The organism is Paenibacillus sp. J22TS3, from assembly GCF_018403205.1.
In the GTDB taxonomy this organism is placed as follows: domain Bacteria; phylum Bacillota; class Bacilli; order Paenibacillales; family Paenibacillaceae; genus Fontibacillus; species Fontibacillus tuaregi.
In genome coordinates this window covers 349,024-361,921 of sequence record NZ_BOSF01000001.1, presented here as the reverse complement: position 1 = coordinate 361,921, position 12,898 = coordinate 349,024, and the positions used below count along the sequence as shown (strand labels likewise).

Annotated in this window: 13 protein-coding genes and 1 other annotated feature; of the genes, 5 read left to right on the top strand and 8 right to left on the bottom strand. The window is 52.5% G+C overall.

The genetic code is table 11. From position 1 onward, the window contains the following. The first annotated feature begins 8 nt into the window (after positions 1-8). Together KJS63_RS01620 and KJS63_RS01615 are read left to right on the top strand one after the other, a co-directional pair. Complete coding sequence (locus tag KJS63_RS01620; RefSeq protein ID WP_213617678.1) at positions 9-1,124, top strand: hypothetical protein; 1,116 nt, start codon at positions 9-11, stop codon at positions 1,122-1,124. Then, a complete protein-coding gene (locus tag KJS63_RS01615; RefSeq protein ID WP_213617677.1) occupies positions 1,108-1,446 on the top strand; it encodes a hypothetical protein in 339 nt (112 codons plus the stop codon). The genes KJS63_RS01620 and KJS63_RS01615 overlap by 17 nt, the downstream gene beginning before the upstream one ends. Positions 1,447-1,642: 196 nt before the next feature. On the opposite strand, the gene mtnB is transcribed toward KJS63_RS01615, so the two are convergent. The 7 genes from mtnB to KJS63_RS01580 form a co-directional block, all read right to left on the bottom strand. Beyond that, positions 1,643-2,290, bottom strand: coding sequence for a methylthioribulose 1-phosphate dehydratase (gene mtnB, locus KJS63_RS01610; protein WP_068617216.1), 648 nt, complete (start codon positions 2,288-2,290; stop codon positions 1,643-1,645). Further along, the gene (locus KJS63_RS01605; protein WP_213617676.1) at positions 2,287-2,964 is read right to left on the bottom strand and encodes a 2-hydroxy-3-keto-5-methylthiopentenyl-1-phosphate phosphatase; all 678 of its coding nucleotides are present in this window, start codon (positions 2,962-2,964) and stop codon (positions 2,287-2,289) included. The genes mtnB and KJS63_RS01605 overlap by 4 nt, the downstream gene beginning before the upstream one ends. Then, positions 2,961-4,172, bottom strand: coding sequence for a 2,3-diketo-5-methylthiopentyl-1-phosphate enolase (locus KJS63_RS01600; protein ID WP_213617675.1), 1,212 nt, complete (start codon positions 4,170-4,172; stop codon positions 2,961-2,963). Before KJS63_RS01600 ends, KJS63_RS01605 begins: the two co-directional genes overlap by 4 nt. Then, on the bottom strand, positions 4,169-5,035 hold the full coding sequence (proC, locus tag KJS63_RS01595) for a pyrroline-5-carboxylate reductase (protein ID WP_213618297.1): 867 nt from the start codon (positions 5,033-5,035) through the stop codon (positions 4,169-4,171). The genes KJS63_RS01600 and proC overlap by 4 nt, the downstream gene beginning before the upstream one ends. 24 nt (positions 5,036-5,059) lie before the next feature. After that, on the bottom strand, positions 5,060-6,307 hold the full coding sequence (locus KJS63_RS01590; RefSeq protein ID WP_213617674.1) for a glutamate-5-semialdehyde dehydrogenase: 1,248 nt from the start codon (positions 6,305-6,307) through the stop codon (positions 5,060-5,062). A gap of 19 nt (positions 6,308-6,326) precedes the next feature. Continuing rightward, positions 6,327-7,430: a glutamate 5-kinase gene (gene proB / locus KJS63_RS01585; protein ID WP_068617226.1), complete on the bottom strand. Its 1,104-nt coding sequence runs from the start codon at positions 7,428-7,430 to the stop codon at positions 6,327-6,329. A 94-nt stretch (positions 7,431-7,524) separates the two neighbouring features. Beyond that, positions 7,525-7,744: a binding site (T-box leader), on the bottom strand. A 54-nt stretch (positions 7,745-7,798) separates the two neighbouring features. After that, positions 7,799-8,989: a pyridoxal phosphate-dependent aminotransferase gene (locus KJS63_RS01580; RefSeq protein ID WP_280520769.1), complete on the bottom strand. Its 1,191-nt coding sequence runs from the start codon at positions 8,987-8,989 to the stop codon at positions 7,799-7,801. A gap of 149 nt (positions 8,990-9,138) precedes the next feature. On the opposite strand from KJS63_RS01580, the gene KJS63_RS01575 reads away from it, so the two are divergent. Continuing rightward, positions 9,139-9,990, top strand: coding sequence for a carbon-nitrogen family hydrolase (locus KJS63_RS01575; RefSeq protein ID WP_374706238.1), 852 nt, complete (start codon positions 9,139-9,141; stop codon positions 9,988-9,990). A 63-nt stretch (positions 9,991-10,053) separates the two neighbouring features. On the opposite strand, the gene KJS63_RS01570 is transcribed toward KJS63_RS01575, so the two are convergent. Next, complete coding sequence (locus KJS63_RS01570) at positions 10,054-10,971, bottom strand: LysR family transcriptional regulator (RefSeq protein WP_213617673.1); 918 nt, start codon at positions 10,969-10,971, stop codon at positions 10,054-10,056. 230 nt (positions 10,972-11,201) lie between these two features. Between KJS63_RS01570 and KJS63_RS01565 the strand changes: the two genes are divergently transcribed. Both KJS63_RS01565 and KJS63_RS01560 read left to right on the top strand, forming a co-directional pair. Beyond that, positions 11,202-12,227 (top strand): methionine ABC transporter ATP-binding protein, encoded by a 1,026-nt coding sequence (locus KJS63_RS01565; RefSeq protein ID WP_213617672.1) that lies wholly within the window; start codon positions 11,202-11,204, stop codon positions 12,225-12,227. Further along, entirely contained in the window at positions 12,211-12,879 is a 669-nt protein-coding gene (locus KJS63_RS01560) for a methionine ABC transporter permease (protein WP_374706237.1), read from the top strand. Before KJS63_RS01565 ends, KJS63_RS01560 begins: the two co-directional genes overlap by 17 nt. Positions 12,880-12,898 lie beyond the last annotated feature (19 nt).

The following is a 12,898-nucleotide window of genomic DNA, read 5'->3' as shown; positions in this document are numbered from 1 at the left end:
AGGATATCATGCCAGTCTACCGCAATCGGATTACCGCTTTTTTTATGAATTTCTTGCCTGGACTTGGGCACTATTATTGGGGAAAAAAGGCCCGCTGTGTCATTTATATGCTGCTGTTCTTCGGGTCGCTGCTGGGAGGCTTCATGTTGGCTCTGGTCAGCAACAGTGGGGACATATTTATCGCAGGCATCGTGTTTGCCGCCCTGGTCTGGGGTCTCAGCATGTTTGATTTGTTTATTGTTCTGTTAAAAGATTACCCGGGTGAAGGTTATGAGAGTGTCTACGGGCCCCCGCCAGTCTCCAACCGCCGCCTTGAATCTGACCGGTTCTTCACAATCTTACTATCGTTCTTACCGGGACTGGGTCATTTGCATATGGGCTTGATGCAAAGAGGATTGTCGTTTCTAGTAGCCTTCTTTGGCACAATCACCATGCTCATCTTCCTGGCGGGGATTACGCATGATTCGGTGTTCCTGCTGTTCCTGGGCGTTCTGCCAGTAATATGGCTGTACTGTATGTTCGATGCTGTACAGTGCATCCACCGCAAGCAGGCCGGTGACTTGGTTCAAGACCGGACGCTATTTGACGAATGGGAAATGGGCAGAGAGAGCGGCCGCCGCAGCAAAGTGCTTGCGACCCTGCTGTCCATGATTCCGGGAGCGGGCCACATGTATCTCGGACTGCTAAAAAGAGGGGTGCAGCTTATGGTTCTTTTCCTCGGCACCTTTTATATAATTGATGTCATGCGGCTCTCCTTGTTCTTGTTCCTGCTGCCGCTCATCTGGTTCTACAGCTTCTTCGACGGACTTCAAACGATCAGCCGTTATGGCAGAGAGCCTTTGATCGACAAGCCGCTGGTTGACCGGATCGGCAGCCATAAGCACTTGCTCGGACTGCTTCTGCTTGCGCTCGGTATCTACTATATCAGCATGAACCTGATTGTTCCTTACCTGGATGTACACTTTCCTGAGCTTCGTATTAATTACCGCATTGAGAAGTACTTGCGGCCGTTCATTGTCTCTGTAGTACTTATCGGCGGGGGGATTCGGCTGCTTGCCGGAGGTAAGAAGAAACCTTCAGCATTTCAGATGGAAAGAAGGAATTTGGATGATGACCGATTCTAGTCAGAACGCTTGTATGCAAAAGCCGGGTTCCCGGGAGATGGTCCGAACGGGAGCCCGGCACTGGCGGGTAGGATCAGTATCCATGGGCGTGTCGCTGTTGATTCTGGGAATCGTCATTTTATACGCGGAATATAGGGGAATGCATGGGCTTGCAGCGGCCAAGGCATGGTGGCCTATCTACTTTATCCTGCTTGGGCTTGAGATCATGGCCCATATTGTCTTCCGCCGGAATACCCGGATTCACTACGATATGATTGGAATTATCTTAATGGGCATTTTGTGGGTATGCTCCCAGGCGACTTTATTTTTTCTTGGACAATGAGGCTCTGAGAATATATATAATTACACCGGTAAAAAGAAGCAGAACGAGCAGAGTGAAGGGATGGAAGAAGTTCATCAGGATTCATTCCTTTCTGCTGGATGTGAAGGTTAAAAAAGAGGGGGCACCGTTGTGCCTCCTCTTTCCTTGTTCTGCTATCGTAACATAACTATACATAAAATCCCATTCGCTGAAGGTCCTATGACTTTCGGAGGGCCAGGGTGTGATAAATATGTTCAAAAATGAACTCAAACGATTCCAAGTGGCGTTTGGCTTCAAAAGCATTCTTGCCCCATGCGTAAATTCCATGGTTGCGCAGCACAATGCCTGGAATCTCCGGTTTCAGTGCTCCCGGGATAAGCTCGGCGATCCTTGGGATTTCGGCATAGTTAGGGACAACCGGAATGTCGATCCGGGCATTCTCCTCCCATATGCCAAGGCCTTTGATCAACTCGATGCCCTGAGCGGGAATTGCGCCTTGGTCTCCATAAACTTCACTTATAATATTGTTGAAGATTGTATGCACGTGGAAAATCGCCCCGCAGCCAGTTAGGCGGTAGATCTCCGCATGGATCAAGGTCTCCGCACTTGGTTTCAACTGGGTTATCTCACAAGGTCGGCCCTGGGCGTCGACAAACAGGAAATCCTCCGGTGTATGCACCGATTTGTCCTTCCCGCTTGAGGTTACCGCGAAATAAAACGCCTCTGGGGTGAAGTCGCCAATGCGGATGGACAGGTTGCCGCTCGTTCCGGGGAACCAGCCCCGGGCGGCGAACTGCTCCTTGACCTTGCGCAGCTCATCCAGCACACCAAGCTTCTGTTCCAATGGAATATTGGTAAAGCTCATGATGGGTTTGCTCCTTCCCTGCGAATAAAATCTTCTGTAATTTGGACAAAGGTCTCAAATGGTGTATGAGGAACGCCTAATTCAATACATTTCTCCGTCAGATGGGAACGGGAATAGATCCGGTCCGCCAGTTTGGCGGCCTCGAAGTCCGTAAGACTGTCACCGATCAGAATCCGTTCGTATTGGTCCGCTGGGAAGCTTCGCATCACTGTGGTCTTGCACATGCCGCAGTCATTGGCACAGTGTTCATCGCATGGATGAGGCCAGGTGATTCGGATGTTGCTCCCACTGAAATCCGAGCCATTGCAGAAAATGTGATCGGATGGAATGTTGAAAGGAGCGAGCAGGGGCTCTACAAAAAAATCGATGCCTCCGCTGGTGACATAGAATGGGATGTCTCTATCCCGCAAATGCTGCAAAAATTCAGCGAAGCCTTCCCTAATTCCGGCTTGGCCTAACACAAAGTCGGTGATCTCCTGCCGGCTGGTTGAAGGCATTAGGGCAAACATAGCGCCAACACCTTCATGAATGGAAACCTCACCGGACAGAATCCGTTCCATGATAGGTTCATAGCCTTCCGGCTTGAAATGTTTCATGATGGCAACGATATTGTCGCTGACGGTGATGGTTCCGTCAAAGTCGCAGAATACGACGGGTTTCAAGCTGTGACTCATTTCGGTCCTCCCCAGATGTTCAGAGCGGCTTGCAGCTCCGGATTCGTATGTGCGGCCTCCTCAAGCGGAATGCCTTGAAGGCTGGCTTCTATGGCCTGGAGGAAGGCATGCCCTCCAGCAGATGCGCCGCCTGGGTGCCCATGGATTCCGCCGCCGGCATTCACTACCACATCGCTGCCGAAATCGGCTAGCAGCTGAGGCACAAGGCCGGGGTGAATTCCAGCTGAAGGCACAGGGAAGCTGGTCCGCAGAGGAAGATCGGTCCGCACCAATTCCTGGCGGATGGCCAGATTCTCTTCCCTTGGCATCACAACTGAGCCATAAGGGGAAGGGAACAGGACCAGATCAGCCCCGGCCGTGCGCATCAGCTTGCCCAGCAGCAGGGAGGCGGAGATCCCGTAATTCGCGGACGGGTAGAAAGCTCCCGCAAGGGAGGGGTGTGCCGCGATGGGCACGTTGATGTCCGGATCGCTGCTCAGCTCCTGCAGAACATCAAGCCCATAAGCCAATGGACTGAAGAGCAGGGCGGTTGCTCCCGAATCTATCGCCTTCAAGGCTTGGCTGCGCAGCTGTGAGGTAGGTCCGGTCAGGTTTACGGCGTACAGCAGCTTCTTGCCTGTTGTGCGTTCCGCCTCCTCGGCGGCCTTGCGGCATTCCGCCGCCCGGAGCTGAATCGGGGTAAGTGGATTCTCAAACAGGATTTCATCGTCCTTGATCAAGTCCACTCCCCCCAAAGCCTGGGCCAGGAACTGCTGCTTCAAGCCGTCCAAGTCGTAACCGACAACGGATTTGAAGATACTCATCAGCAGCGGGCGTTCAGGTGCGCCCAGCAATTGGCGGATTCCCTCGATCCCGAATTTTGGTCCGGGGAAGCCGGACAAGAATTCCTTGGAGAAATCCAGATCGAGCAGCTTGATCTGTCCGTCCATGGAGATTTTGCCGAACGCGGTAATCAGCAGGGCAGGAAGGTCGCGGCTGAAGTTGATATCCGGATAAGCAATGGTAACATCGGCATAACGGCCGTACAGAGCGTCTTCATGCTCCTCAATCCGAACAACATGGCCCAGATGCTTGCGCATATTCTCCTGCTGGATTTGCGGCAGCTCGGTCCAGCTGCCAACGGTCATGCCGACGGCAATGGATTCGGCTTTTTTGCGGAAATCTGCTTTGGCATCATGAATCCTATACGTTGCTGTGCAAAAGCTCATGACAGCGCCTCCTCTACAGCCGCGCCCATTTCCTGCGAGCGCTCCGCGCAGCGGTGGACGGCGGCTTTGACAATATCCGTGAAGCCTGCGGCCGCAAAAATTTCAAGAGCAGCCTGGGTCGAGCCATTCGGTGAGGTGATGGCTTTGCGCAGCAGTGCAGGATCTTCGCCGGTCTGAAGCATCATGCTTGCCGCGCCAAGCACCGTCTGAACGGTAAGCTCGCGGGCCTGCTCAGGGGTGAGTCCGCCCTCGGTTCCCGCGGCGATCATCGCCTCCATCATATAGTAGATGTAAGCGGGGCCGCTGCCGGAAATCCCGGTAAGAATGTCCATTTGCTCCTCGGGGATTACGCTGACTATGCCCACAGCCTCAAAGATCGAGATGACCTGCTCGCGCAGTTCAGTTCCCGCTTCGGAGGAGAAGGAAATCCCGGTCGCGCCAAGTCCAATCGAGCTGGACGTGTTCGGCATGGTCCGTGCAATGGGCTGCTTGCGGCCAAGCAGGGACTGAATCGTCTTGATGGACAGACCGGCAATGACCGAGATAATGAGCTGATCCTCATGAAGAAGCGGTCCAAGAGCTTTAAGCGCTTCAGCAGCATCCTTGGGTTTCATCGCCAGCACCAGGATATCGGCATGCTGGAGCCTTACCTGTTTCTCCTGTTGATCCGATGTAACTTGAACCCCATAAGTTGTATTTAAGAAATCAAGCCGCCCTTTGTCGCTGCGGTTAAGCATCGAAATTTGCTCAGGCCGGGCCACCGATTTGTTGATCAGGCCGCGGACGATAGCTTCGGCCATTGAGCCCGCGCCGTAAAAACATATATTCAGCTTAGAGCTTGTGAGGGCTGTATTTGAAGTCATTTCTGTCACGTGGGTTGTCCTCCTTTATTGCCGTATTTGACCGCTGCCATGGATGATATATTTGCTGGATGTGAGGGCAGGCAGGCCCATGGGTCCGCGGGCGTGCAGCTTCTGGGTGCTGATGCCGATTTCGGCGCCGAAGCCGAATTCGAATCCGTCGGTAAACCGGGTTGAAGCATTATGGTATACGGCAGCAGCATCCACTTCATTTAAGAAACGAACCGCATTCTCGTCGTTGTCCGTTACAATGCATTCCGAGTGTTTGGTTCCGAATTTGGCAATATGCGCCAGGGCGTCATCAAGATGAGGAACCACCTTCACGTTCAGAACGTAGTCATTATATTCGGTTGCGTAGTCCTGCTCGGTGGCAGCTTTGGCCCAAGGCACAAGCTGCAGGGTGAGCGGGCATCCGCGCAGCTCGACCTTGGCCTCCTTAAAGGCTTCGGCAAGCTCGCTTAAGTAAACCGATGCGAAGGACTCATGAACGAGGAGAGTCTCCATCGAATTGCAGACGGAAGGACGCTGGACTTTGGCGTTCAGGGAGATTTCCTTGGACATTTGCGGGTCTGCGGTGGCATCCAGATACGTATGGCAGATGCCCGCTCCTGTCTCAATGACAGGAACCGTGGCGTTCTGAACAACATTTTGGATCAAGGAGCTGCCGCCCCGCGGGATGACCACGTCCAGATAACCATTCAGCTTCAGCATCTCATCAACGGAAGAGCGGTCCGCGTCTTCAATCAGCTGTACAGCCTCCGGTGGAATGGACGTGCCAGACAGCGCAAGATGAATAAGCTCCACAATTTTGCGGTTGGAGGAGAGGGCCGCTGAACCGCCGCGCAGCACGACGGAATTGCCTGTCTTCAGGCAGAGACCTACGGCGTCCACAGTAACATTTGGTCTAGCTTCATAGATAATTCCGATAACTCCAAGAGGCACCCGTTTCTTAACGATGCGAAGTCCGTTGGGCCTCTCCAGGGTCTCCAGTGTTTCCCCAACAGGGTCAGGAAGGTGTACGATCTGGCGCAGTCCTTCGGCGATCCCGGCAATCCGGCCATTATCCAATGCAAGGCGGTCGAGCAGGGATTCAGGCGTGCCATTCTTCCTGCCCCGCTCAAGATCTTCATGGTTCGCTTCAATAATGGCGGAAGCTCCAGTAATCAGCGCTTCGGCTACAGTGAGCAGAGCTTCGTTCTTCTGCTCTGTTGTCAATTGATTCAGAATCACAGCTGCCGATCCGGCCAGCTCCGCTTTGGTTTTTACTTCACTCATCCTTATTGCCTCCTTCAAATTATTTGAGCGATATCCATTCATCCCGGTGAATGACCTCAAGCCGGTGAATTCCATCCATCTTCTTCATCACTTCGTGGCTGGGGAGGCCAAGCACTTCCTGGAGATGATCTTTATCATAATTAACGATGCCGCGTCCGAGCACTTCCTGCTGTTCATTCACGACCTCCACCACATCCCCATTGTGGAAAGCACCTTCTGCAGTTTTAACACCTACCGGCAGCAGACTCCGCCCTCCATGGATCAAAGCCGTCTCGGCGCCTTCATCAACAATCAGGGTGCCATGCGGGGTGGAGAGGAAGCCGAGCCACTGCTTCTTCATCGGGAGGGAAGAGGCCCGTGTCTCGAAGTAAGTGCCGCGCCCGTCTCCTTGAACGGCCCGAAGCAGCTCGCCGGGCAGGCCGCCCTTGCCGATAAATACAGGCACGCCGCCGCGGGTGGCAATTTTGGCTGCATCAATCTTGGACCGCATGCCCCCGGTTCCGACCTTGGAACCGGAGCCGCCCGCAATTTTGTACAATTCGTCCGTAAATTCACTAACTTTCTCAATCCGTGTAGCTGACGGGTCAATCCGGGGGTCATTGGTGTACAGCCCTTCCGTATCAGTCAGGATGATCAGATGATCGGCCTTAAGCAGGTTCGCCACAAGGGCAGAGAGTGTATCGTTGTCACCGAACTTGAGCTCATCGACGGATACGGTATCATTCTCATTAATGATAGGAATCACGCCTTGCTTCAGGAGCTCTTCCACGGCCATGCTGGCATTACCCATCCGTTTGCGGTTCAAGAAGTCTGTTCGGGTAAGCAGAACCTGGGCAGCCTGGACTCCATGGATTTGAAAAGCCTCCCGGTAGGACTGCATCAGGAGAGCCTGACCGATGGCAGCGGCAGCCTGCTTCTCGTGAAGCAGCTTCGGCCGTTCGGGATAACCGATTTCCCGGAAGCCGGCGGCTACAGCACCGGAGGTGACCAGAAGTACCTGAAAGCCGGATTCACGCAGCCCGGAAAGCTCCGAAGCGAAGAAATGAACGGCATCCCGGTTAAGGCCGCCTTCGGGGGAGGTCAGCGAGCTGCTGCCTATTTTTACGACGACACGTTGTTGCATGACATTTCACTCCTACAAAGTTTAGTTCGATATGGGCCAGATCAGCGGTTTGCTCTCGTATGGTTATAAATAAAAAAACTTCCGCCTTTGCAGCGCAAAGGACGAAAGTTCTGACTTCCGCGGTACCACCTTTATTGGTGAACTGAGGTTCACCCAACTTACAGCCCGTAACAGGGGCGGCTGTCCGGCATGTTCGTGCCGGCCGTTCGGGGATAGGATTCCGATAGAGCGGCGGTAAATTCTCACAGCCAACAGGAATTTACTCTCTGACAGCGCCGCTTGGTCTTTCGTACTGGTCCCGTCATCACGTTTGATCTATTATCGTTAAGAATAACATGGGAAAAGTGGCATTGCAAAGGTGAAATCGCTTAGAACAGCGATAGTCTGCCTATCCGGTGAACGGCTTCCTGCAGCCGGTCTTCACTGCTGAGCAGTCCAACCCGGACAAACCCTTCGCCGTGCTTGCCGAATCCAATGCCCGGCGCCACAGCCACCTTGGCCTTCTCAAGCAGCAGCTCCGCAAAGCCGGCGGAGTCATAGCCTTTCGGCACAGGCAGCCAGGCGAAGAAGGAGCCGCCCGGTTTGCGGGCCTGCCAGCCGATCTCCTCCAGCGCAGCAAAGAGAGCGTTGCGCCGTGACTCGTAGACAGCCACCAGGTCGGCGACAGGCTGTTGGCTTGACGTCAGCGCCACCTTGGCCGCCTCCTGAACTGCGCCAAAGAGGCTGACATAGATATGATCCTGGAGCTGGTTAATGAGGGAAATGATCTTCTCGTTACCCAGCGCAAAAGCCACCCGCCATCCTGCCATATTATAGGTTTTGGACAAAGTGTAGTATTCAATGCCAACTTCCTTGGCACCTGGGGTCTCCAGGAAGCTGACCGGACGGTGTCCATCAAATCCGATCGCCCCATAGGCAAAGTCACTGGCAACTACGATATTGTTCTCCGCGGCGAAACGCACCGTATCCTCATAGAAGGAGAGGGGCGCGGTTGCCGAGGTTGGGTTGTTCGGGTAGTTCAGGAACATCAGCTTGGCCCGCTGCTTATCTTGACTGGAGACAGAGCTATAATCGGGAAGAAAGTTATTCTCCTCCCGCAGTGGAAGAAAGGACATTTCGGCTCCGGCAAGCGCCACGCCCGACCAATAATCCGGGTATCCCGGATCAGGCACCAGGCACAAATCGCCCGGGTTGAGAAGGATCTGGCTGATTTGCACAAGCCCTGTTTTGCCGCCGAACAGAATGGCCACTTCTTTCTCCGGGTCAACCGTGACCCCATAATCCTCCAGATAGCGCTGGGCTACAGCTTCTTTTAGGAAGGAATGGCCTGTAAAGGGGGAGTATTTATGATACAGCGGCTTGGCCACGGCTTCCTGTGCGGCTTTGACGATATGATCCGGTGTGGGGCGGTCTGGATTGCCCTGGCCAAGATTGATCACGTCATGTCCACCGGCTATCTCACGGTTCACATTTTGCACAAGGGTTGCGAAGAACTGCTTGGGCAGGCGGCCCATCACATCCGCAGGTTGTATTGTAATGGAAGGTTTAGGATTGTTCACAGTAGTCACCACTTTCACTCTTGCGTACAGATTAGAAGTTTCGCACACATTTTGGTCCTTAGTTTATTCCATTTAATTTAACACGATTTAACCCAGCTGTATAGAATGAATTCACTAAGCCCCGTTGCTTTTCCTAAGCAGATAAGGCTATGATTAAATACAACAAGGAAAGGGGGATTCAGATGTCCGCAGAGGAGATGCAAGCGGTTAAGCTTAATATAGCTTTAATTCAATCTGATATCGTCCTTGGGGAACCCAAGGTGAATAGGTACCGGCTGGAGCAGTGGATGGAGCAAGCCATGCAGGCCGAGACGAAGCCGGACGTTCTGGTGCTGCCTGAGATGTGGAATTCGGGTTACGCTCTAACCCAGATTGATGAACTGGCCGATCTGCAGGGCCTGGAGAGCCGGGAATGGCTGTCAGGTTTTGCACGCAGACATCAAGTGAATATTATCGGAGGATCTGTTGCCCAGAAGACCGGCAGTGAAGTCCGGAACACGATGTATACCTACAACCGGGAGGGCGAGCAGTCTGGTGAGTACTCCAAAATCCACCTGTTTCGTCTGATGGAGGAGGAAAAGTACCTGGCAGCAGGAGATCAAAGGGTGATCTTTGATCTGGAAGGTGTGGCGGCAGGGGCTTCCATCTGTTACGATATCCGGTTTCCGGAGTTGGCCAGATCCCTGGCGCTTGGGGGCGCCAAGGCACTGTTCGTGCCTGCGGAATGGCCGCATCCCAGACTTCATCACTGGCGCACGCTGCTCACGGCCAGAGCGATTGAGAACCAGATGTATGTCATTGCCTGCAACCGGGTCGGTGTCAGCGGCAAGGATGCTTTCTTCGGCCACTCCATGATCATTGATCCTTGGGGGGAGATCATTGCCGAAGGTAGTGAAGGCGAAGAGATTGTTACAGCCGGAATTGACTTTGCCCTTGTGGATGAGGTTCGGAGCCGAATTCCTGTATTTGAAGACCGGCGGCCGGGTTTATATGAACTGTAGTTGTAAGTTAAAAGGGGAGCCTGGCGGCTGCCTTGAATACAGCTTTATGAATGACTCCCGGTGCTAGTCGCCGGGGGTCATTCTTTCGTCCAGCACTTGCTTGAAGGTCTCAATGAACGCTTCCGCTGCCTTGGACAGGTAGCGTCCCCTCCGGTAAGCGATCACGAGGGTCCGGCTCGGTACCGGGTTGTCAATTGGAATATAGACTGGAATCAACTCGCTGCGCTTGGCGCGGGCAATGAACCGGGGCACAAACGTAATTCCCATGCCTGCGGCGACCAGGGATTGGATGGTCTCAATATTGTTGCTCTCAAACACCACATTCGGTTCAAAACCGGCTTGACGGCACATGTCAATCGTTAGCGTGCGGAGCCCCTGTCCTTTTTTGAGCACGATAAAAGATTCGTCCTTCAATAGCTCCATTTGGCGGCTGCTGTCAAGGGAGGCCAGAGAGGCAAGCGGATGATTCGGCGGTACAGCAAGATCAATCCGCTCTTCCCCGATCGGCTCGTAAGTAAGCGAATCCTCCTGAAGCGGCAGAGAAAGCAGGCTTAGATCGGTTCCTCCTCCAGCCGTCAGCTTCTCCAAATTAAGGGAGGTGTCCTCAAGCAGGGAAATTTGAATATCCGGATAAGCCTCCTTGAAGGCGGGCAGTACATAGGGAAGCAGGTGTGAACCGGTGATTGGCATACTGCCGACAACGACCCGCCCTTTACGGAGCTGTGAGATGTCATCCATTTCCTGACGGAGCTGTTCGACGGCATCAACAATTTTTCGGGCGTGAGCAATAAAGCTCTCTCCGGCATGGGTAAGCTCAACCGTACTGGTATTCCGCTGAAAAAGCAGGACACCCAGCTCTTTCTCCAGCTTGGACAGCTGTTGGCTGAGCGAAGGCTGGGCGATGTGGAGCTTGTCTGCAGCACGCGAGAAATTCCGCTCTTCCGCAATTTGCAGGGTATATTGTAGCTGTCTGAATTCCATGTTATCCCTCATTTATGATTAAGTTATAAGCAATACCTATGAGTATTATACCTTATATAGGTTTAGTTCTAAACGGTTACATAGATTTTCCTGATAAACTACGCGATTTAATAGAAAATATCTATTTTCCTATGAATTGACTTCAAGGTGAATGTGACCTAATGTGTAACTTAAATACCAAGTATATTTACCTGATTAGTTTAATTTGCACCATAAGGGGGAACGATTATTTGATCCAATTTGAAGAAGTCAGCAAGGTGTTTACGTTAAACCGTAAACCGTTTTATGCGGTTGAGAATGTATCTTTATCGGTAGGACAGGGCGAGATCTTTGGCGTTATTGGTTTTAGCGGGGCAGGGAAAAGCACTCTGCTCAGACTGGTGAATCTGCTGGAACGCCCTACAAGCGGCAGAATTATTGTACATAACCGGGACATAACAACGGTCTCGCCTAAAGAGCTGCAGGATATGAGAAGGCGGATTGGTATGGTATTTCAGACTTTTAACCTCTTCAATTCACGCACGGTCTATGGCAATCTTGCGTATCCGCTCAAGCTGGCCAAGACGCCGAAGGAGCAGGTGGACGCGAGGGTCAAAGAGCTGCTTCGTTTCGTTGGACTTGAGGACAAGGCGGAGTACTATCCCGAACAGCTGTCAGGAGGTCAGAAGCAGAGGGTAGGCATTGCCAGAGCGCTGGCTACCTCACCGGATATCCTGATCTGTGATGAGGCGACTTCAGCTCTGGACCCCGAGACAACGGGGGAAATTCTGAAGCTTCTGAAAAAAGTGAATGAAGAGTACGGCATTACGATTCTTTTGATCACCCACGAGATGAATGTCATCCGCAGCATTTGCCACAGGGTGGCGGTTATGGAGAGGGGTAGAGTCATTGAGGAAGGCCCGATCTTTGATATATTCGCCAATCCCCAAGAGGCGACCACCAAGAACTTTATTCGTTCTGTAATCCAGGACCAGCTGCCATCATCTCTGCTGGAGAAAGTCAGACAGAAGCATCCGGGCAGGTTGTATCGGCTGATTTTCAAAGATGGCATTACAAGTGAGCCTGTGCTGTCCAGAATATCCCGTAAGTACGATTTGGATTTCAACATTGTGTACGGCAGCATTAATGAGCTGCAAGGGTCATTATTTGGAAGCCTCATCGTTGAGTTCATTGGCGAGGACTCTAAGATCCATCAGGTGGTAGAGGAACTAAGATCAGTTGTGGAAGCTCTGGAGGTGGATGGAAGTGACCATTGATTGGGGCGCGTTTTGGCCAAAAGTGGTGGATGCTCTAGGCGAAACGGTATTAATGGTGGCTGTCACCTTGATATTTGCTTCCATACTAGGATTGGCTTTGGGACTACTATTGTTCCTGACCAGGAAGGGGAGTCTGTACGAGAATAGGATACTGTTTGTCCTGCTTAATTTTGTTATTAATGTGGTCCGGCCGGTGCCGTTTATTATTTTTCTGGTTACGATAAGTCCGCTGACCCGGTTTGTAATAGGGTCAACCATTGGTACATGGGCGGCCATTTTCCCCATGACGATCATTGCCGCTTTTGCTATTGGCAGAGTGGTAGAGAACAACCTGGTCTCGATTGATCCAGGGATGATTGAAGCTGCGAAGGCACTAGGAGCCTCACCTCTTCAAATTATATTTGGGGTGCTGATCCGGGAGTCGTTAGGTCCGCTAATCCTGGGGCTCACTTTTATCTCCATTGCACTTATTGATTTCTCAGCGGTGGCCGGCATGGTAGGCGGTGGCGGCTTGGGCTCGCTGGCTATGACCTACGGATATCAGCGTTTTAATACTTCGGTTATGGTTGTCACAATCATTATCCTGATTGTTCTTGTACAGGCCGCACAGTATGCGGGGAACTATCTGTCCCGCAAGTTCTTGCGCCGCTAAGATCCGGTTTAACTATTCA